Raw genomic sequence first — 19,949 nt, 5'->3', positions numbered from 1 at the left:
GTTCATTTACCGTTCAGGTTCAGTTTAGTAGAACGGGACAAATGATTTGTTTTGTGGAGTTCAAAAAAATGAACATCAAATTGACTGCAGGCCTAACTTTAGCGGGTTTGTTGCTCGTCTCATCTCTAGCCCAGGCACTGCCTACTGTTAGCGTAAAGGCGCAAAATCTTGTTGTGGCTGCGGCCACTGATTGCTCAAGTTCAGCCAGTCAAGTTGTCGCGCAAACTGGTGGTCAGTTGCTTTCTGCGACACCAGCTACGCAAAATGGTCAAGCCGTATGTAAGGTCACAGTTCTTGTAAAAAGCTCATCCGGCCAGCGTCCGAAGAAAATGTCTGTTACAGTTCCCCAATAGTTGTAATAATTGTATAACCGTTAAAATTGGTCAAATGGTGGGGAGTAAGCCATGCGTATACTTGTTATCGAGGATGATCCGGACTTAAACCGCCAGCTTTGTGAATTACTGAACGAGCGTGGTTATGTCGTTGATAAAGCTATGGATGGTGAAGAAGGTCATTTTCTTGGTGACACTGAACCATATGATGCCGTGGTGCTTGATATTGGTTTGCCGGAAATGGACGGAATAACCGTTTTGGAAAAATGGCGCGCCGATGGCCGTGATATGCCTGTTCTCATTCTAACAGCACGAGATCGGTGGAGTGATAAAGTTGCTGGCATTGATGCTGGCGCAGATGACTATGTTACTAAACCTTTTCATGTTGAAGAAGTATTAGCGCGACTTCGTGCACTCATTCGCCGAGCTTCCGGCCATTCCACATCAGAAATTACCTGCGGCCCGCTATTGGTTGATACCAAAGCTTCAAAAGTCACCTGCAAAGGTGATGTCCTTAAACTTACATCTCACGAATTCCGCCTTGTTTCCTATCTTGTACATCACATGGGCGAGACAGTGTCACGTTCAGAACTTATCGAGCACATGTATGACCAGGACTTTGATCGTGACTCTAATACAATAGAAGTTTTTGTTGGGCGCCTACGCAAAAAAATTGCCAAGAATTTCGATGGCGACTTGATTGAGACGGTTCGCGGGCTTGGCTACCGCATACAGCCGCCTGATGCCTCAGACTGAAGCCGTTTCTGAATGACGGTTAGCAACACTCCCTCCCAAAGTGATACGCCTCCTAAAAGTAGAGGTTTGTTATCGCGACAATCACTGACTGTCCGTGTTCTTGTTTTTGCCAGTATTTGGACCGTCATTGCATTTGCCGCTGTCGCGTTGATCATTTCCACCCTTTATCGCACTAGCAGCGAGCGTGCGTTTGCAGATCTTTTGCGGGCACATCTCAACACAGTTATTGAGGCTGTCTCAATAGGTGATGATAGTTTGCTGCAAGGCAATCCGCAGCTTGGAAACTTAAAGTTCTCACAACCAAATTCCGGTTGGATCTGGATTGTAGATCCAATTGATGCGGGTAGTAAAGTTACTGGCCGCGGGTTAACATCCCCATCAATTGGCGGTCAAGCGCTGCCGCTCCCCGCCCAGTTTGAAATTGCATTTGATTCCCAGTATATCAGAACATATCGCCTCATAGATCCAAATGAAAATAGTATACTTGTTGCTGAAACTGAGGTTGAGTTAGACGGGCAAGGTAATGCCGTTCGTATTCGTGTTAGCGGCAATTTGGATGTGTTGGAAGCTGATGTAAGCTCATTTATCAATAGAATGGTTATTGCCTTGCTCGTAACGGGGATTGGCACCTTGGTTATTAACATGCTTGTGATCTTATTTGGTCTCAAACCACTTGATCATGTGCGGGCTTCACTTGAGAAAATTCGTAACGGTGATGCTGATCAGCTTGATGGTGAGTTCCCGCGTGAAATCGCGCCTTTAGCAAGTGAGGTCAATGCGTTGATTGATAGCAACAAACGTGTCGTTGAACGTTCGCGCATGCAAGTTGGTAATCTGGCGCACTCACTAAAAACACCGATCGCGGTGATGTTAAACGAAGCGCGTAATCTTCCAAAAGAACAGGCTGATCTCGTAAAGAATCAGGTTGGATCCATGCAATCTCAAGTAACAACCTATCTTGATCGTGCACGAATTTCTGCGCAGCGTGGTTCCGTACTTGCAAGAACTGATGTGGTGCCAGTAATAGAGCGACTTCTACGGGTAATGAAAAAACTCAATTCACACCTAGAATTTGAACTAGATGTAAGGTCATCTGAGACTTTGATCGGTCTAGAGGCACAGGATTTTGAAGAAATTCTCGGTAATTTGATCGAAAATGCAACGCGTTTTGCTGATAGCAAAATCACTATATCCGTCAAAGATTTGCCAAACCCTATGCAGTTATTAGTATCCGTCGCTGACGATGGTACCGGTCTTGATGATGATGACAAAAAGCAAGCTCTAAAACGAGGTCAACGTTTGGACGAGACGCGCCCGGGCAGCGGGCTAGGTCTATCGATTGTTGGTGAGATTGTGCAAGAATATCAAGGTGAGTTTAGACTTAGTGATGCTGAAGTTGGTGGATTGGATGCAATATTATATCTACCACGGGCTGCAACTTGAGCGGTTTTTCGTTATCCGATGTATTTTCTCGAAAAACATATTCCTGCCGTAAATAATATGTCATAAGGTGCGCCATTAGAGGGCGAGTTATTATGAATTCAAAGCTATTATTGAAAGTCAGTGCCGTAATGTTGGTGCTCGGATTGCTAAGCAGTTGCGCTAGTAACAACAAGAAAGCTGCGCAGGACTTAGGAACAGATCAGACTGGCGTTGCGTCAGGCAAGGAGATTATTAATGCCTTTGATGGGGGTATTTTGCCAGCGGCAGAATTTAAAAAACTCTCTCGCAAGGATAAAACACGCGCATTGTTGGCAGAATATCGCGCATTAGAGAAATCAACAACTGGTCAAACAGTTACTTGGCAAAATCCAAATGGTAAATCATCCGGCACAGTCACGGCCGCCGCGCCGTATCAGGTAGGTTCACAAAATTGCCGACAATACACCCATATTGCGGCAATTAATGGCAAGCCTGTGCAAAGCTCTGGCGCGGCTTGTCGGTCGTTAAATGGCCGCTGGGTTCCGCTTAGATAGTGCATTTATCATCACTTTGTTCTGGACGAGATACACAGAATCGCTCAACCATAATGCATGATCAAACATCCACTTAATACTAGCCGCATTACATCAATATTAGAATTTATGAAGAATGCTGAGCAGTTAAAAAACACGTTACGCAGCGCTCATACTTCGCAACGAAGACCTGAAAGTGTCGCTGAACATACATGGTCCATTTGTCTACTTATGATGTGTTTTGAAGATCAGCTTGTTGATATTGATATGTTACGACTTTTCAAATTGATCATCATTCATGATCTGGGTGAAGCGATATCTGGTGATATTCCAGCAACAGAGCAAAACCCGAATGAGGATAAAGCTAAGCTGGAACGATTAGATTTTATCAATCTATGTACACCGCTTCCCGATGATTTGAAAACAGAAATGCTAGTCCTTTGGGATGAGTACGATGCCGCAGAAACACCTGAAGCGGTTATGGCAAAAGGTTTTGATAAGATCGAGACCATGCTGCAACATCTGGCTGACGGCACAACAGGCAATATCGATTTTCCATTTAATCTGAACTATGGAATTCTGCGCACAGATGCCCATCCTCTTTTGAAGCAAATTCGCGAAATTGTGGATGAACGAACGACGGCGCGAATTCCACCAAATTAGAACACTTTCTTGTCTCTTTTTTGTGCTAACAAGATCTGAAGTCAGATTTGGATCAATGCATGAAATCAGGTGTTGGTCATCGTAGGGGCGGCGTTCATGCGGGTTTACAATTATATTTATACATTTGCGAGCACATGCTTAGTGCTGATTTTGGTGTTGTTACCAGCTGCTTATGCCAATGAGCAGATCACCGATTATCATGCGAGAATTGAGATTGCTAAGAATGGTGATCTGACGGTGACGGAAACTATCAGTGTAATCGCTGAAGGGCGAAACATAAATCGCGGTATCTTTCGCGACTTTCCGCTTTATTTTATATCCTCTAATGGTACTGAGAAGCGTGTCGATTTCGACATTATTTCTATTAAACGAAACGGAAACAAAGAACCGTACCATACATCTTACGTTAACAGTGATATCCGTATATATATAGGCGAAGAAGACTACTATATTGATCGTGGTCCGCACACTTATGAAATTAAATATCAAACTGATAGGCAGATGCAGTTCTTCAATGAGGGTGATGAGCTTTATTGGAACGTGACAGGTAATTTCTGGCAGTTTCAAATTAATAAAGCAAGCGCTGAAGTGCACGCACCTGACAACGGGAAGATCAGCGGTGTAGCTTTTTTTACGGGGCGCGTTGGGCAGCAACTACAGTTCGCAAATGCCAAAATTTCAGACGATGGCAGATCTGCGTTTTTTGAAACAACAAAAGCGTTGTCCCAGGGAGAAGGGCTAACCATCGTAGCGCAGATGCCAGTGGGAACGGTGAACAAGCCGACAGAAAGTCAAGAGTTTTGGTGGTTCATGCGCGACTTCGGGCATGTTGTTGTCGCGACCATCACGCTAATTATTGTCGGGCTCTATTACGGTATTTCATGGCTCATCATTGGGCGGGACCCAACTCCATCTCACATACGTGAACGGCAAACGACCTCGCTCGGCATTTCGCCAGCATTGGTGCGTTATATCTATAATCGAAGTAGAGTTGATGGAACATTCACATCCATTTCCGCAGCAATTTTGAACCTGGCAGTGAAAGATTACATTAAAATTGAAGATATAGATGGTGATCCCCAGCTGGTAGTAAGCGAAAATCGGGAGTTGCAAAAACTACCTGTTGGTGAGGCGGCAATTATGGAGGCGGTGAACAAATATGGCACCTTCCGCATCACTAAATCCAATGGTAAATCATTAACGGCACTTCGGAGCTCCTTTAATAACGCGATATCTAGCGAACATCGTAATATGTTCTATAAACATAATAGCGGCGCGATTGCTCTTGGCATTATCCTCACCATCGTTGGTTTGGGCGCAACGATGGTTTTTAACATCATGGGCTTATTCACGCTCATTACATCCACCATTTTCGCAATTATTGCAGGCGTGCTTCTCATTCCAATATATTTACTGGGTAAATGGTTTCTGAGCTTTGAAAATGATGGGCTTCGTTATCTACTCGTCTCGATCATGAGCGTTATAGGCGTGGTGGGAGCAGGGTTAATAATAGCGGGCATCTATCTTGTGATAGAAGATACAAACACATGGAGCCATATTCCATTTGCCATTGTAGCTGTGTTGCTGGTTGCATTAAATATTTTCTTCTTTGATCTCATGGGGCGTCCAACAAATATGGGTGCTGAGCTAATGGCTCAAATTGAAGGGTTGAAGTTGCACCTGGAAAATTATCACGAGCAGCGAATGAACCTTGCCGGAACACCGAGAATGTCTCCGAAATATTTTGAAAAACAACTTCCCTATGCTGTGGCACTGGATATAGAAAAACCTTGGTCTGAGACATTTGACAAATGGCTAGAGAGTGCTGAGGCAAAAACAGCAGGTGTTTCAAGCTACCGACCTCGGTGGGATCGTGATCGTTGGTACCATAATAGGCGTGATAACGATAAGCGCTTTAAGGGCTTCACCAACCATATGTCCAAATCAATTTCCAGTGCAATGCCCGTCCAGCGATCATCCTCTTCTGGTTCGTCCAGTGGTTCAAGTGGCGGTGGAGGCGGCGGCGGTGGCGGTGGAGGCTGGTAGCACCATGAAGTTTGCAATCATCTTGGCGGTTATAAGCATTATTGGCATGATATTTGGTTGGTGGGGCCATGAAACAGCTTCCGGTGAGCATTATTTTAGAGAGAAAACGAGTGCAATTCCATTTTTTGTGGGGTTGGCATCTGTAATCGGGTTCTTGATTGCTATCGTCGTTTACTCGGTTGCAACCAGTTCCATGCATGTGTTTTCTATGGTCTTAGCCCTGTTAAGTATCGGTGGTTTGATATTTGGCTGGTGGGGACTTGAGACCCCTTCTGGGCGAAACCATTTTGATGAAATGGCAGGCATGATACCTCTTTTTGTGGGAATTGCATCAACTATCGCCTTACCGGTTGCCGGTGCAATATATTACTTCGCAAGCCGGTAAAGCAATTTCAAACTCAATATGAATGCGCTTCATTACCTGTAAGGTAATTGAATTATGCATTCGCAAACTCCATTGCTCGGTCAGATATCACGCAATGGAGTTTTAAATGTCTCAATCCAATTTAGCTCGGAAAACCTTAGGTGCTAATGCAGCCTTTTCAACATTTTGCGGCTTTGGAATGGTCTTTGGTGCATCAACCGTTGTCAATACGATCTTTGTAAGTCAAACGCCTTGGCAGACGCCGCTCATAATATTTTTGGGGTTCGCGCTTGTTTTCTTTGCAGCAAATTTGATTTTACTCGCCACAGATCCGCAATTAGTTCCCAAACACATACACCCAGTTATTATTGCTGACATTGGATGGGTGGTTGCTAGTATATTCATATTGATTGTTTGGGGAGAGATGTTTTCCTTCTTTGGAAAATCAATAATTATAGCAATCTCGATAATTATTTTGCTCTTTGCATACGGACAGCATATTGGCGGCAAACATGTTAAAGAAGTGGAATTTCATGCAAAAACCCCTAGTCAATATCTTCGTCAAGCTGGTGTGGTTTTTACAAATATCGGATTTGTTGTATCTGTAATAATAGGAGGTTTTGGCATTTTCACGGCAGCCAATCAAACTTCTGCACCTCCGTTGGGAGATATGTATAAAATTGGCGACCAATCATTACACATGGTTTGCAAAGGAATCGGCTCTCCGACACTTGTTGTTGATGCTGGTGTTAGTGATTGGTCATTGCATTGGGCTTTGATCCAAGATGAAGTGGCCAAAACAACGCGCGTTTGTTCTTACGATCGTGCGGGGCTTGGGTGGAGTGGTCCGATCAAGGCGCCTTTGACTCCTTCCTCTATGGTTGAAGATCTGCATGAATTATTGCAGCAATCAGGTGAAGTTGAAAATCTTGTTTTGGTTGGCCATTCGTTTGGCGGTTATATGGCTAGATTATATCAAAACCAATATCCTGAAAATGTGCTTGGATTAGCCCTTGTTGAAGCTTCGCATGAAGACCAGTGGGAGGTTATGCCGGAGGCCGTTAGCCAGATGGCACAAGAGGTCGTTGGCATGATGAAAATGGCTAAAGCTATATCCTATACTGGTGGCTTGCAATATATGGACATCCCGATAACCGATCCACTGCCAACGCCGGAACATCAAGAAATAATGTTGGACGCAATGCGTACAACACAATTTTACGATAGTACTATTCAGCATTTTGAAGCCGTGCCAGCTTTTGTAGAAGCGGTTAGGGAAACAGGATCATTAGATAAACTACCACTTCTAGTGATCAGCGCTGGAAAAAGTGCGCAATCTTATTGTGGTCTTCAATTTGGCATTGACGTGCCATGTACACAAACACAGGTATCTTGGGATGAATTGCAATTTGATCTCGCAAAACTTTCTTCAAATAGCCAGCATTTAATATCACCTGATGCTCGCCATTATATACAGCTGGATGATCCTGAGTTTGTGATTAGTTCTCTGGCTAACTTTGCTCTCAGGCTTCGTTGAGAAACTCGGTTTCTATCTAGATAATCGGTAAAGTCCACCACGACGTTCATCGCTTAGCAAATAAATTGCGCCGTCATTCCCGACGGCGACATCTCGTATACGGCCGATTTCTTTTTCCAAAATCACACGTTCACCTGTTGGGCGACCGTTCTTAAGTTCGACAAGATAAAGGCTTTGAAATTTGAGTGAGCCAACAAGTAACTTGCCATTATACTCAGGAAACATATCGCCGTCATAAAATGCCATTCCGGAGGGCGCGATGGAAGGTATCCAAGTCCACACTGGGTCTTTGAATTGCGGTGCAGACCTCCCAATACCAATTTTACCACCCGAATACTCTTCCCCATGGGAGACCACTGGCCAACCATAATTTGCACCTGGTTTAATGATATTGATTTCATCGCCGCCTCGTGGACCATGTTCATGGAGCCATATTTCATCCGTTTTCGGATTAAGCGTCATGCCTTGTGCATTGCGATGGCCTTTGGAAAATGTTTCCGGCCGCCAGTCTTTAATGTTGGGATTATCTTCCGGCAGGCTGCCATCAAGATTAAACCGAACAACGGAACCTGCGTTGCTGGCAGGTTCTTGTGCAAACTGGCGTGCACCTCTGTCTCCAACGGTACCATATAAATATCCGACTGAAATTTCCAAACGACAGCCAAAATGCCGCCCACCGTCAGAGCCATTATTTGCATGAAAAATTGTCTTGCGGTTTGTGAGAGTGTCTCCATTTAATTGCGCCATATCGATAGCTGTAGAAACACCATCGTCACCAGATTTTGCATAGCAATAATACATATGCGTTGGGTTTTTGTCGTTTACCAGCACATCGAGCAATCCACCTTGACCAATATTCTCGACCTCTGGCAGGCCTTGTATTTCTCTGCTTTCTCCGTTTCTAAGGTTAATTTTGAATAATTTCCCGCGACGTTCGCTGACCAATATGTGATCATCATCAACAAAATCCATGCCCCAAGGATGGTTAAGGCGCTCACCAATGCGCTCGACCCTGGTTTCTGCCGCTATCACTGAGCTTGTATATAAACCAAGAATTGACAGGCCAATTATAAGGGGTGTTGATAATAAACGCATATTTATCTCCCATAGATTAGTTCAAAGCTATAAAATCCGGTTGGTTTACATTTACGTCAGAATTTGATCTTAAAATAGTCTTCTCAATTCAATACACTAACCTTCACGACACTGATTACCAATCAATTTTGCTTGAAATACTTATGAAATTGAGTTAGAACAAAAGTAGAACATTATTAAGGGTTTCGCGTTATGTTCCGTTTTACAACATAAAGGGAATGAAAAAATGACAAATGAAAGCTTCTGGCATGATGTTATGAAAACATTTCAAGCACTACCTATAAAAATGAAAATTATCTGGCTACTCGCGCCCCCAATGAGCGTTCTTGTTATTATCGCATATGTGGCAAGTATTACGGAAAAATATGTTCAGCCTCAGGCAGATTTAGCCTCTTAAGCTAGAGGTTGTGTGCTGCGGTCTGTAGTATGCTTTTGAAACGCGCATCAAATTCTTCTCGTGGTGGAGCATCTTTCATATTAGGTTTGGGGCGAGCAAATAGAGCTGCCAAGCCATGGCAAAGCGCCCAATAAGAATTTGCTGCATTCACATCTTTGTCCATGCTTTTGCCTTTATCCTCAAGAACAGCCGTTACATGGTTAACCAGGCATTGATAGGAAAGGGGAGCAACCTCTTTTATTTCGGGTGAGCAATGGTCAATTCGGTTTGATGTAAATTGCAAATCAAACATTGCAGAATTTTGTTCTGCATAGTTGATATAGGCCATGCCAATGGCAACTAATCTTTCATAAGGATCATTGTTTGTATCGCCAGAAGCTTTTTCTGACGCATCGTACATGGCATCATGAAAGCGACGAAAAGAGATAGAGGTGAGGGCGGTTAGCAAACCATCCACATCTGAAAAGTGGTGGGCAGGTGCTGCGTGCGATACCCCAGCTCGCTTTGCGATACTGCGCAATGAAAATTTATCGGTGCCTTTTTCAATAAGCTCCATCTCGGCGGCATCAAGCAAGGCGCGACGAAGGTCACCATGGTGATAAGTTTTGGTGGGTTTGATATGATCATTCATAATCATCTTCATACACCGTTTCCTTCTGTTTGAATAGTTATTTTGACAATGCAAAGATTTATCTTGACAACGGCAAGATTGATGTATTATTTATTTTGACAATGTCAAGATAATGCATCTAAAAGGAAAAAATATGATTGGAACATTGTCGCCGGAGAGCATATTCTCCTTTTCATCAAGCATTGTCATGCTTGGCTGGGTGGTATTGCTTATCAGCCCGCTCATTCCTATTTGGAGTAACAGAATTGCAGGTGTTGCCATACCTATTGCGCTGTCTTTGATCTATTGTGTGCTCATTCTGGTTTTTTGGTCTGGTTCAGTTGGTGGGTTTGATACACTCGCAAATGTCAAATTACTTTTCACACAAGATGAACTCTTGCTTGCAGGCTGGGTGCATTATCTCGCATTTGACTTGTTCATTGGTGCTTGGATAGTGCGCACAGCGCGGGCAGAGGGCATATCATTTTGGTTTGTTCTGCCATGTCTACCGGCAACATTTCTTTTCGGGCCAATTGGGTACCTGTTGTTTAAATTTATTCAATTTAGCCTAATCAAATCCAAAAGTTCGAAAACTCAACACATTCAAGGAGTAGCATGATGTCGAATGCGCTTATAATTTCACCAGTTGAACTTGAAGCAACAAAATCATTACCCTTCGTTGAATTGGTGAAACGTGAATTTGCACGCGTTAAATATGATGCGCCACAAATGACAGCTTTAACAATTTTCTTAGCTCTTATGATGGTGCCAACACTTGGCGCAATGGCACTGGATGAGCGCTTGCATAACGGTATCAATGTATGGATCAAACCATTTAAGTTTGATGTTGCATTGTTCATGTATGTCGCAACGTTGGCGGTTTTTGCCAGATGGATACCGCAAGATTCACGTCAAAAAGCTTGGTTCAAGATATTTAATTGGGTAGTGGTTATAGCTATTTTGTTTGAAATTATTTGGATAAAAGGTGCCGCCGCCGCGGGCACGTCTTCCCATTTCAATATTGCAAGCCCATTAATGACAGCAGCCTATACTTTTGCTGGTCTTGCTGCTGTCACGTTAACATGTGGTTCTCTTGTATACGGCTTTCTAATTTACCGAAATAAAGATACCGGCCTTTCCAATGCCATGCATTTTGCAATCTGGTTTGGTTCAATCTCGATGACTGTCATGACAATTATTGTTGCAAGTTATATGTCTGCGCAAACAGGTCACTTGGTAGGCGGTAACTTGCTTGATACTGAAGCCATGCCAATCATGGGATGGGCGACGGATGGTGGCGATCTGCGCGTGGCCCATTTCTTTGCCAGCCACATTATTCACGTCTTACCGTTATTTGTATTGTACACATCTTGGGTATTTAAAAGTGAAAATATACGCGCAACGGTTGGCGTTGCGGTGCTATATTCCGCCTTTACATTCTATACTTTGTGGGAAGCAATGAATGGCCTTCCGTTTCTAGGTGCGGTCTTCGGTTAAATCCATGTCCTTTTGCATTTCGTATAAACTACAAATGCGCAATAGGAATGAATTATGGACCTCGAACTCATCTTTACAATAACGGCTTCAATGTCGCTCGTTGGCTGGGCGGCATTACTTATTTATCCACTCGCTCCCTATCTGATTGATAAGGTTTCGGGCATTTTATTGCCAATCCTACTTGGACTTGCCTATGCAAGTATGGTGCCGATCTTTTTCTCCGGCTTGGAAGGTGGTTATGATAGTTTAGCAAGTGTCATGCTGCTCTTCAAAACCCCTGAGGCGGTAATGGCAGGCTGGATACATTATCTCGCATTTGACCTTTTTATCGGCGCATGGCAGGCGCGCGAAGCGCGGCTGATTGGTATGTCTCACATTGTCATTCTACCCGCACTCGTTCTCACACTTATTTTAGGTCCGATCGGATTGATTGTGTTTTTTACAACAAGGCTGACCATGCAAAATGGTCGACACCGGGATTAATTTCGTGTGAGTTTAAATACTGCGACCAGAATACCAATTGGATTTTGGCCGGCTGTGGTTTAAGCATGACTTATGTTATTTTGGATTTTGGCCATCGGCCTTTCATTGATCACGATTGCATTGTTGTTGCGCCCGCTTTTAACGCGATCCGCTGGTGGCGAAGTCGCCGTCATTGGAAGCTACGATAGTGAAGTTTATAAAGATCAACTACAGGAAATTGAACGCGATGTCGAAGCTGGCACGTTAAGTGAAGATGAAGCCAAGCTCGCGCGGGTGGAAATCTCCCGGCGCCTGATTGCAGTGTCCGAACCTGTCCATCAACAGAAAATCGACAAGGCATTTTCCTTTATTGCTGTTGTTCCCATGGCGTTGCTGTTTATCATATCATCCGCGTTTGTTTATGTACTTGTCGGCAATCCACTCATTCCAAACCAACCCTTGGCACAGCGCGAAGCTCCAAAAGAGAACAATGTGGCGGCACAAAGTGTACCTGATGATATCGCCGACATGGTTGCACAGGCAGAAGCCCATCTGGCTCAGAATCCCGATGACGGACGTGGATGGGATGTTCTTGCACCCATTTATTTCCGTGTGGGTGAATTTTTGAAGGCCCAAGATGCGTTTGCCAAAGCGATTGCGCTTGAAGGCTCAACACCTAATCGTCATAGCGGTTTGGGAGAAGCCATCATGCGCGCGCAAGAAGGGATTGTCACGAGCGAAGCAAAGTCAAATTTTGAGCGCGCTCAACAACTTGATCCGGATGATCCGCGTGCCAATTTCTTTTTAGCGCTTGCCCTTATGCAAAGTGGCAAAGATGCTGAGGCCATTGCAGCTTTCGAAGACTTTGGGCGACGCTCACCCGCCGATGCACCATGGATTGATGCCATAAAAGCGCAGATTGCCACCATGAAAGGTGTTTCGGTTAGTGAGGTGACAATCGAAACAGCGCAAGCACATCCACAATCACAATTGGGCAATCCAAGTGCCGAGGATATAGAAGCAGCAGCAGAACTAAATTCCGAAGATCGTATGGCTATGATCGCCTCAATGGTTGCATCCTTGGGCGAAAAGTTAAAGGATGAGCCAGATAATTTTGAAGGTTGGCAGCGCCTTATTCGATCCTATAAAGTTTTGGGCCGTGATGATGATGCAAAAGAAGCGCTCGGGACGGCATTTAAAACGTTTGCATCTGATACAGATCAAGGAAAGGTGCTTGTTGAGCTTGCTAAACAAATGCAGATAGCAATGCCTGATGGCGTTCAACGATAGGTAAAACATGACACGTAAACAAAAAAGACTAGCAATTATCGGCACGGGTATGGGCTTTATTGCGCTTGCCGTTGCGCTTGTTATGTTCGCGCTTTCCAGCGAAATCACCTATTTTCACTCTCCTACAGATGTGGTTGAGAAGTCAGTAAAACCTGGCACGCGCATTCGCTTGGGTGGTTTGGTGGAGGATGGTTCGATCATTCGAGGAGAAGGCACAAAGGTCGCATTTACAATCACCGATAATGCAGAAGTGATGGTTGTGAATTATGATGGAATATTGCCGGATTTGTTTCGCGAAGGGCAGGGTGTGATCACTGAGGGCGCTTTCGAGAGTGTTGGCGGTCCGTTTGTTGCTGATACCGTGCTTGCCAAACATGATGAGAATTATATGCCTAAAGAGATTGCAGACACGTTGAAAGAACGTGGCGTCTGGAAAGAAGGTGAAAATGGAAAAGAGGCAAGTGAATGAGCGTTGAGCTTGGTCATTTTGCGCTTGTTTTAGCATTAATCACTGCATTCGCGCAGTCGATTCTGCCTATGTGGGGTGCACGGCAAAACGATGTGCGATTGATGAATGTTGCCCCCGTTTCCGCGATTACGTGTTTTGCACTTATGTCGCTGGCATTTGCTGCACTAACACATGCCTATGTCGTCTCTGATTTTTCTGTACTGAATGTTTATGAAAATTCCCATTCACTCAAACCGATGCTCTACAAGATTACTGGCGTGTGGGGCAATCATGAAGGTTCAATGTTGCTCTGGATTTTGATCCTAGCATTATTCGGTGCATTGGTTGCCATATTTGGCAATAATTTGCCACCTGCGCTTAAAGCCAATGTAATCGGTGTTCAAGGCTGGATACTTGTCGCATTTTTGCTGTTTATCATCTTTTCATCAAACCCGTTTACACGGCTTGATCCCGCCCCATTTGAGGGGCGCGACTTAAATCCGGTCTTGCAGGACATTGGTCTAGCGATCCATCCACCACTTTTATATTTGGGTTATGTTGGCTTTTCTATCAGCTTTGCTTTTGCCATTGCAGCACTGATTGATGGGCGGATTGATGCAGCGTGGGCGCGGTGGGTCCGTCCGTGGACATTGGCTGCTTGGATGTTCTTAACCGCGGGCATCGCAATGGGATCATACTGGGCGTATTATGAGCTTGGTTGGGGTGGTTGGTGGTTCTGGGATCCGGTGGAAAATGCATCCTTCATGCCATGGCTTGCAGGCACAGCGCTCTTGCACTCGGCACTGGTGATGGAAAAGCGTGAGGCGCTTAAAATCTGGACGGTGCTACTCGCAATTCTAACATTTTCGCTCTCGCTTCTTGGCACATTCTTGGTGCGTTCAGGTGTGCTTACATCTGTGCATGCGTTTGCAACTGACCCGACTCGCGGCGTGTTTATCCTCGCAATATTATGCATTTTTATAGGTGGTGCACTAACCTTGTTTGCATTTAGAGCCTCCAGCCTCAAATCAGGTGGCGTTTTTGCACCCATCTCGCGCGAGGGTGCTTTGGTTCTCAATAATTTGTTCCTGACAACAGCAACGATGACAGTCTTTGTCGGAACTCTTTATCCCCTATTTCTGGAGGTTGTTGCTGGCGAGAAAATCTCTGTTGGTGCACCGTTCTTCAACCTTACATTCGGGCCACTTATGGTTCCGCTTTTGCTTGCTGTGCCCTTCGGTCCATTGCTTGCATGGAAGCGTGGTGATTTGCTGGGTGCAGCACAACGGCTTTACGTCGCGATCGGTATTGGACTGATTGCCGGACTTGGTGTCATATACCAACAAACAGGTGCGCCTATTATGGCAGCCTTTGGTGTCGCGCTTGGAACTTATCTGATGATTGGTGCCTTTGCAGAATTGGCAAGCCGGGTGGGTTTAGGGCGTTTTGCATTGTCAAAAAGCTTGGGACGATTAAAAGGCTTGCCGCGTTCGGTCTTTGGAACGGCATTTGCCCATTTTGGGCTAGGTGTTAGCGTTATTGGTATTGTGGCAGTGAGCGCGTTTTCAACAGAGCATATTGTTGCGATGGAACCAAAAGATATGCTTGAGGCTGGTGGTAAGACAGTTATCTTTGAGGGTATGCAACCCTCACAAGGACCAAACTATCAGGTTCAAATTGGTCATTTCACCATTCAGGAAGCCGGTGTAATAGTGGCAAGAACCACAAGTGAAAAACGGTTCTATCCGGCACGACAAATGCCGACAACAGAAGCCGGTATCCTAACTTTTGGAGCATCGCAACTCTATATTTCGTTGGGTGATGTGCAATCAAATGGTAAATTGATTGTGCGTGTTTGGTATAAGTCATGGGTTACCTTTATCTGGTGGGGTTGTATCTTCATGGTGTTTGGAGCAATCATCTCGCTAAGTGATCGTCGTTTGCGCGTCGGTGCCCCTGCTGCCAAAAAGGGTAACCGAAAGACGAAAGTGCAGGCGGCCTGACATGAGATGGAGCAAAAAACACCTTCTTCAATTGCTCATACCTGTGCTGATGGCTTTGATGGTGTTGCCTGCCAATGCAGTACAACCAGACGAAGTATTATCTGACCCTGCGCTGGAAGCACGAGCGCGAGCATTATCAGTTAATTTGCGTTGTCTTGTATGCCAAAATCAATCCATAGATGGATCAAATGCAGAGCTTGCAAAAGATTTGCGGGTGCTGGTCAGAGCCAGATTAACAGCTGGCGATACAGACAAAGAAGTTATGGATTACATTGTGTCTCGCTATGGCGATTTTGTGCTTTTAAAACCAAGTTTTTCTGCAAAAAATCTTTTTCTTTGGCTCACACCAATATTAGTTCTTCTCCTTGGAGGCATTTTTGCCTTTAGAAAAATGAATATGAAGCCTCAGGAAAGCGCGAGTATGGATCTCAGTATAGATGAGAAAAATAAATTAAAACAAATACTTGATGAATAGTTTTGCTTAACTGTGGCGCGATTATGGCCCTAACATTACCAATATGTAATTTTTCGGCAATGGTTCTGTAATATACAACTCCCTATCTCTTAATCATCGCTGGTGATTTGCCAGCTAGCACGTTGATCTCCAGTCAACGAAATGATCAAGAGGATTTATGAATGCCAAAATTACTTAAATTTCCCAAGAAAAGCCTTCTAGCATCAACCGCTGCAGCTGGCGTGGCTGCTGCTATGTTGGCAACCGCTTTGCCTGTAGCGGTAGCCCCTGCATATGCAGAGGCTGTTCGTGTTGAAGCGCCACAAGCGCCAAGTTTTGCAGACGTTGTAGAAGCGGTTTCCCCTGCCGTTGTCTCCGTCCGGGTTCAAAGCGAAGTTCGACCTGTGTCTGATAGTGGCTCACGATTTAACTTTGATTTTGGTGGCAGAGGTTTTGGTGATTTACCAAAAGATCATCCGCTTCGTCGCTTCTTTGATGAATTTAGCGGAGGAGGTGATGATAATGATGAACGTGCTGATCGCGGTCGTCGCGGCGAGCGCAAAGGCGATGGCAAACGCCGCTTGAGACCTGTGAGCCAGGGCTCTGGTTTCTTCATCTCTGACGATGGTTTTGTGGTGACAAATAGTCATGTCGTTGGAGACGGGTCCGCATTTACGGTTATTACTAAAGATGGTACCGAGCATGATGCCAAGCTCGTTGGCCGTGATAGCCGCACAGATTTGGCGGTATTGAAAGTCGAACCAACAAAGAAATTCACCTATGTTGCACTCGCAGACGAGAAGGACATTCGTGTTGGTGATTGGGTGGTCGCAGTTGGTAATCCGTTTGGCCTTGGTGGTACGGTAACCGCAGGTATTGTTTCTGCTCGGGGCCGAGATATTGGCGCAGGACCGTATGATGATTTCATCCAAGTGGATGCTGCTGTTAACCGCGGCAATTCGGGCGGTCCGACATTTAACCTAAATGGTGAAGTGATTGGCGTGAACACGGCAATTTTCTCGCCATCTGGCGGTAATGTCGGTATTGCGTTTGCAATCCCCGCATCAACGGTCCGCACGGTTGTGGATGATCTGATTGAAAATGGTGCTGTAGCTCGTGGTTGGCTTGGTGTACGTATTCAGCCAGTAAGTGCAGATATTGCGGATTCACTTGGCTTATCGGACCCACAAGGTGCATTGGTATCTAACTCCGAAACCGATACGCCAGCTGCAAAAGCAGGCATTAAAGCAGGCGATGTGATTACCGCAGTTAATGGTGATACAGTTGAAGATGCCCGTGATCTGGCCAAGAAAATTGGTGCTTTTGATCCCGATACGGATGTTGAACTGACAATCTGGCGTGCAGGTAAAGCTGAAAGCATTACGGTTAAACTCGGCGCACTTCCTGTTGAGCAAGCATTGGCAGCATCAACACCGCCAGCGGATATTGAGCCAGAAGCAGAACCTGCAATGATCGAAGGCTTTGGTATTGTGGTTGAGCCTAATTCCGAAGGTCCGGGCCTGGTGGTTTCTGCTGTCGAAGAAGGCAGTGTGGCACAAGAGCGTGGCATTCGGGTAGGCGATGTCATCATTGCAGTTAACAATAACGATGTTAAATCTACTGGTGATGTGGCCCAAGTTATTGATAAAGCAGCAAAAGACGGTCGTAAAGCTGCATTATTTCAGATTGAACGAAGCAATCAGAACAGCTTCATTGCGTTGCCAATAGATGCTGGTTAGTCGCAAGGCGACACGTAAACGAAAGAAAGGTTTGATGCATTCCAGTTTCTCCTCCCCTCCCAAGGGATGCCTCAAATTCTTGTTCCCTGAACTCTTGTAAAAGGGCCGCTATTATACGTCGCCCCCGATAGGTGGCTCTTTACATGGCGGCGGGTTCTTTTGGAGCCCGCCGCTTCTATTCAAATTGATCAGAACATTGTAGAAGATATTCCATGAAGATTCTTATTATCGAAGACGATCTAGAGACCGCCGCCTACCTCTCCAAAGCCTTTCGTGAGGCAGGTGTCACCGTTGATCATGCATCTGATGGCGACAGTGGATATTTCTTAGCAACAGAAAATACCTATGATGTTATGGTGGTCGATCGCATGCTGCCAAAGCGCGATGGATTATCCATCATTTCGTCCTTGCGTGAGAAGGGTAATGAAACACCCGTCTTAATCCTATCGGCTCTCGGACAGGTAGATGATCGTGTTACGGGTTTGCGGGCTGGTGGCGATGATTATCTGACGAAACCCTATGCTTTTTCCGAGCTTTTGGCGCGCGTCGAAATCCTTGGTCGCCGCAAAGGAACACGCGATACAGAAACGAGTTATCGCGTCGGTGATCTTGAATTAGATCGTCTAAGCCATGAGGTACGTCGGGCAGGGCAGTTGATCAACCTTCAGCCACGAGAATATACCTTACTTGAATATCTCATGAACAATGCAGGGCAAGTGGTGACGCGCACAATGTTGCTTGAAAATGTGTGGGACTATCATTTCGACCCGCAAACCAATGTCATCGATGTCCACATATCGCGATTACGCGGCAAAATAGAGAAGGGTTTTAATGGAGCACTTTTGCACACAATACGTGGTGCAGGATATATCTTAAAGGCCGGAGAATAAATCCTGATGCCGCGCCTTCAAGCCATGCTCAAAACAACTGCGGTGAGATTATCACTGCTCTATCTTGTATTATTTGTGGTCTCTGCCACCGTGCTTGTATTTTATGTCAGTTCCCAGTCAGAAGGACTACTGCGGGCACAAACCGAACGGGCAATCAACAGAGAAGTAAGAGCTGTTTCCAATGCTTATCGCAGCGGTGGTGTCAATAATCTGGTTCGGTTTGTCGAGCGTAGGTCAAGGCAACCAGGATCTAACCTTTACATCATAGCCTCACCAACGGGCGAGATTTTTGGCGGTAATGTTGCAGAAATCGAGGCGGGAGTATTCGATAAAGAAGGCGATGTTATAAAGCCATTCAATTATAAGAAGTTTGGAGATTTTGAAGCTGAGTACATTGGCCTTGGCCATGTTATGCAGTTGCCGAATGGATTTAAATTGTTAGTTGGCCGGGATCTGGATGAGCCAAACAGGTTTGGCGATTTGATTGAACGTGCATTGATCACAGCACTCGCTATCATGGGTGTCGGCGCGCTGGCTATCTGGTTTTTTGTTGGGCGATCGGCTCTAAAGCGCATTGATCGCATGTCGCTTGCCAGTGAACGTATTATGGCGGGGGATTTATCGCAGCGTTTGCCGGTGATGGGGTCAGGCGACGAGTTTGACCGTTTGTCGGATTCTCTGAATACGATGTTAGGCCGTATCGAGCGGCTTAATGAAGGCCTTCGACAAGTGTCTGATAATATTGCCCATGATCTAAAAACGCCACTCACGCGTCTTCGTAATCGCGCAGAAGCAGCCCTTGCCAGCGAAGGTAAGGAAGATCATTACCGAAGTGCGCTGGAAGATATGATCTCGGAATCAGATCAGCTTATTCGTATTTTTTCAGCCCTTTTGATGATTTCCCGCGTGGAATCTGGTTCTGCCGCCGCCCAATTGAGCAAGATTAGTTTGTCGGCCGCGGCCAACGATGCCGCCGAGCTTTATGAGCCAGTCGCTGAAGATAGCGATGTTGAGCTAATTGGGCAGATTGCCGACAATTTAAACATCAATGGTAACCGTGAACTTATTGGTCAGGCACTGACTAATTTGATTGATAACGCCATAAAGTATGCGAGCGGACATGAGACATCAAAGATTTGGATCAAGCTCGCTAATGTCGGAGATAAAGTGCATCTGACTGTCGCTGATAATGGTGTCGGAATTCCAGAAGACAAACATGGCGAAGTGATCAAGCGTTTTGTCCGTCTTGATGAGAGCCGTAATATGCCCGGAACGGGTTTGGGTCTTTCCCTGGTTGAGGCTGTCATGCGGCTGCATGGAGGTGAGCTGAAACTCGGTCCAACAGATCTGAATGATAAAGAACATCCAGGTCTATCTGTGACGATGATATTTCCAATGAAAATTTAAATGT

The 19,949-nt window shown here is 45.3% G+C and carries 21 protein-coding genes; 19 read left to right on the top strand and 2 right to left on the bottom strand.

Going from position 1 to position 19,949, the window contains the following annotated elements; translation table 11 throughout:
- Nucleotides 1-68 precede the first annotated feature (68 nt).
- The 8 genes from AB2J24_RS08105 to AB2J24_RS08070 all read left to right on the top strand — a co-directional run bounded on the left by AB2J24_RS08105 (nt 69) and on the right by AB2J24_RS08070 (nt 7,653).
- Nucleotides 69-353 carry a hypothetical protein gene (locus AB2J24_RS08105; RefSeq protein WP_367385104.1) on the top strand — a complete coding sequence of 95 codons (285 nt, stop codon included), beginning with the start codon at nt 69-71 and terminating at the stop codon, nt 351-353.
- Nucleotides 354-404: 51 nt separating this feature from the next.
- Nucleotides 405-1,088: a response regulator transcription factor gene (locus AB2J24_RS08100; RefSeq protein ID WP_162651816.1), complete on the top strand. Its 684-nt coding sequence runs from the start codon at nt 405-407 to the stop codon at nt 1,086-1,088.
- Nucleotides 1,089-1,100: 12 nt separating this feature from the next.
- The gene (locus tag AB2J24_RS08095; protein WP_367385103.1) at nt 1,101-2,531 is read left to right on the top strand and encodes an ATP-binding protein; all 1,431 of its coding nucleotides are present in this window, start codon (nt 1,101-1,103) and stop codon (nt 2,529-2,531) included.
- A 92-nt stretch (nt 2,532-2,623) separates the two neighbouring features.
- A complete protein-coding gene (locus AB2J24_RS08090) occupies nt 2,624-3,064 on the top strand; it encodes an RT0821/Lpp0805 family surface protein (RefSeq protein ID WP_162651814.1) in 441 nt (146 codons plus the stop codon).
- 108 nt (nt 3,065-3,172) lie between these two features.
- Complete coding sequence (locus AB2J24_RS08085; RefSeq protein ID WP_367385102.1) at nt 3,173-3,706, top strand: HD domain-containing protein; 534 nt, start codon at nt 3,173-3,175, stop codon at nt 3,704-3,706.
- A gap of 96 nt (nt 3,707-3,802) precedes the next feature.
- Nucleotides 3,803-5,752, top strand: coding sequence for a DUF2207 domain-containing protein (locus AB2J24_RS08080; protein WP_367385101.1), 1,950 nt, complete (start codon nt 3,803-3,805; stop codon nt 5,750-5,752).
- 4 nt (nt 5,753-5,756) lie between these two features.
- The gene (locus AB2J24_RS08075; protein ID WP_367385100.1) at nt 5,757-6,137 is read left to right on the top strand and encodes a hypothetical protein; all 381 of its coding nucleotides are present in this window, start codon (nt 5,757-5,759) and stop codon (nt 6,135-6,137) included.
- 106 nt (nt 6,138-6,243) lie between these two features.
- Nucleotides 6,244-7,653 (top strand): alpha/beta fold hydrolase, encoded by a 1,410-nt coding sequence (locus tag AB2J24_RS08070; protein ID WP_367385099.1) that lies wholly within the window; start codon nt 6,244-6,246, stop codon nt 7,651-7,653.
- A gap of 12 nt (nt 7,654-7,665) precedes the next feature.
- Here AB2J24_RS08070 and AB2J24_RS08065 read toward each other — a convergent pair whose 3' ends face one another.
- The gene (locus AB2J24_RS08065) at nt 7,666-8,748 is read right to left on the bottom strand and encodes a PQQ-dependent sugar dehydrogenase (protein WP_367385098.1); all 1,083 of its coding nucleotides are present in this window, start codon (nt 8,746-8,748) and stop codon (nt 7,666-7,668) included.
- Between the two features lie 226 nt (nt 8,749-8,974).
- Between AB2J24_RS08065 and AB2J24_RS08060 the strand changes: the two genes are divergently transcribed.
- The gene (locus tag AB2J24_RS08060) at nt 8,975-9,145 is read left to right on the top strand and encodes a hypothetical protein (RefSeq protein WP_367385097.1); all 171 of its coding nucleotides are present in this window, start codon (nt 8,975-8,977) and stop codon (nt 9,143-9,145) included.
- A 1-nt stretch (nt 9,146) separates the two neighbouring features.
- On the opposite strand, the gene AB2J24_RS08055 is transcribed toward AB2J24_RS08060, so the two are convergent.
- Nucleotides 9,147-9,788: a TetR/AcrR family transcriptional regulator gene (locus AB2J24_RS08055; RefSeq protein ID WP_367385096.1), complete on the bottom strand. Its 642-nt coding sequence runs from the start codon at nt 9,786-9,788 to the stop codon at nt 9,147-9,149.
- 121 nt (nt 9,789-9,909) lie between these two features.
- Between AB2J24_RS08055 and AB2J24_RS08050 the strand changes: the two genes are divergently transcribed.
- The 10 genes from AB2J24_RS08050 to AB2J24_RS08005 all read left to right on the top strand — a co-directional run bounded on the left by AB2J24_RS08050 (nt 9,910) and on the right by AB2J24_RS08005 (nt 19,945).
- Nucleotides 9,910-10,374, top strand: coding sequence for an ABA4-like family protein (locus AB2J24_RS08050; protein ID WP_197742783.1), 465 nt, complete (start codon nt 9,910-9,912; stop codon nt 10,372-10,374).
- Nucleotides 10,374-11,252, top strand: coding sequence for a hypothetical protein (locus AB2J24_RS08045; RefSeq protein ID WP_367385095.1), 879 nt, complete (start codon nt 10,374-10,376; stop codon nt 11,250-11,252). Before AB2J24_RS08050 ends, AB2J24_RS08045 begins: the two co-directional genes overlap by 1 nt.
- Before the next feature lie 54 nt (nt 11,253-11,306).
- Nucleotides 11,307-11,735: an abscisic acid-deficient protein Aba4 family protein gene (locus AB2J24_RS08040; RefSeq protein ID WP_367385094.1), complete on the top strand. Its 429-nt coding sequence runs from the start codon at nt 11,307-11,309 to the stop codon at nt 11,733-11,735.
- Between the two features lie 72 nt (nt 11,736-11,807).
- Complete coding sequence (gene ccmI / locus AB2J24_RS08035; RefSeq protein ID WP_367385093.1) at nt 11,808-13,004, top strand: c-type cytochrome biogenesis protein CcmI; 1,197 nt, start codon at nt 11,808-11,810, stop codon at nt 13,002-13,004.
- A 7-nt stretch (nt 13,005-13,011) separates the two neighbouring features.
- Complete coding sequence (gene ccmE / locus AB2J24_RS08030) at nt 13,012-13,473, top strand: cytochrome c maturation protein CcmE (RefSeq protein WP_162651803.1); 462 nt, start codon at nt 13,012-13,014, stop codon at nt 13,471-13,473.
- On the top strand, nt 13,470-15,455 hold the full coding sequence (locus AB2J24_RS08025; protein ID WP_367385092.1) for a heme lyase CcmF/NrfE family subunit: 1,986 nt from the start codon (nt 13,470-13,472) through the stop codon (nt 15,453-15,455). Before ccmE ends, AB2J24_RS08025 begins: the two co-directional genes overlap by 4 nt.
- A gap of 1 nt (nt 15,456) precedes the next feature.
- Complete coding sequence (locus AB2J24_RS08020) at nt 15,457-15,930, top strand: cytochrome c-type biogenesis protein (RefSeq protein ID WP_367385091.1); 474 nt, start codon at nt 15,457-15,459, stop codon at nt 15,928-15,930.
- A gap of 161 nt (nt 15,931-16,091) precedes the next feature.
- On the top strand, nt 16,092-17,648 hold the full coding sequence (locus tag AB2J24_RS08015) for a Do family serine endopeptidase (protein ID WP_162651800.1): 1,557 nt from the start codon (nt 16,092-16,094) through the stop codon (nt 17,646-17,648).
- Nucleotides 17,649-17,860: 212 nt separating this feature from the next.
- Nucleotides 17,861-18,538, top strand: a complete 678-nt coding sequence (locus AB2J24_RS08010; protein WP_367385090.1) for a response regulator transcription factor — start codon at nt 17,861-17,863, stop codon at nt 18,536-18,538.
- 6 nt (nt 18,539-18,544) lie between these two features.
- The gene (locus tag AB2J24_RS08005; RefSeq protein ID WP_162651798.1) at nt 18,545-19,945 is read left to right on the top strand and encodes a sensor histidine kinase; all 1,401 of its coding nucleotides are present in this window, start codon (nt 18,545-18,547) and stop codon (nt 19,943-19,945) included.
- Nucleotides 19,946-19,949 lie beyond the last annotated feature (4 nt).

It is taken from the genome of Lentilitoribacter sp. EG35, from assembly GCF_040784015.1.
Lineage (GTDB): Bacteria > Pseudomonadota > Alphaproteobacteria > Rhizobiales > Rhizobiaceae > Lentilitoribacter.
This window is presented reverse-complemented; position numbering and strand designations above follow the sequence as displayed.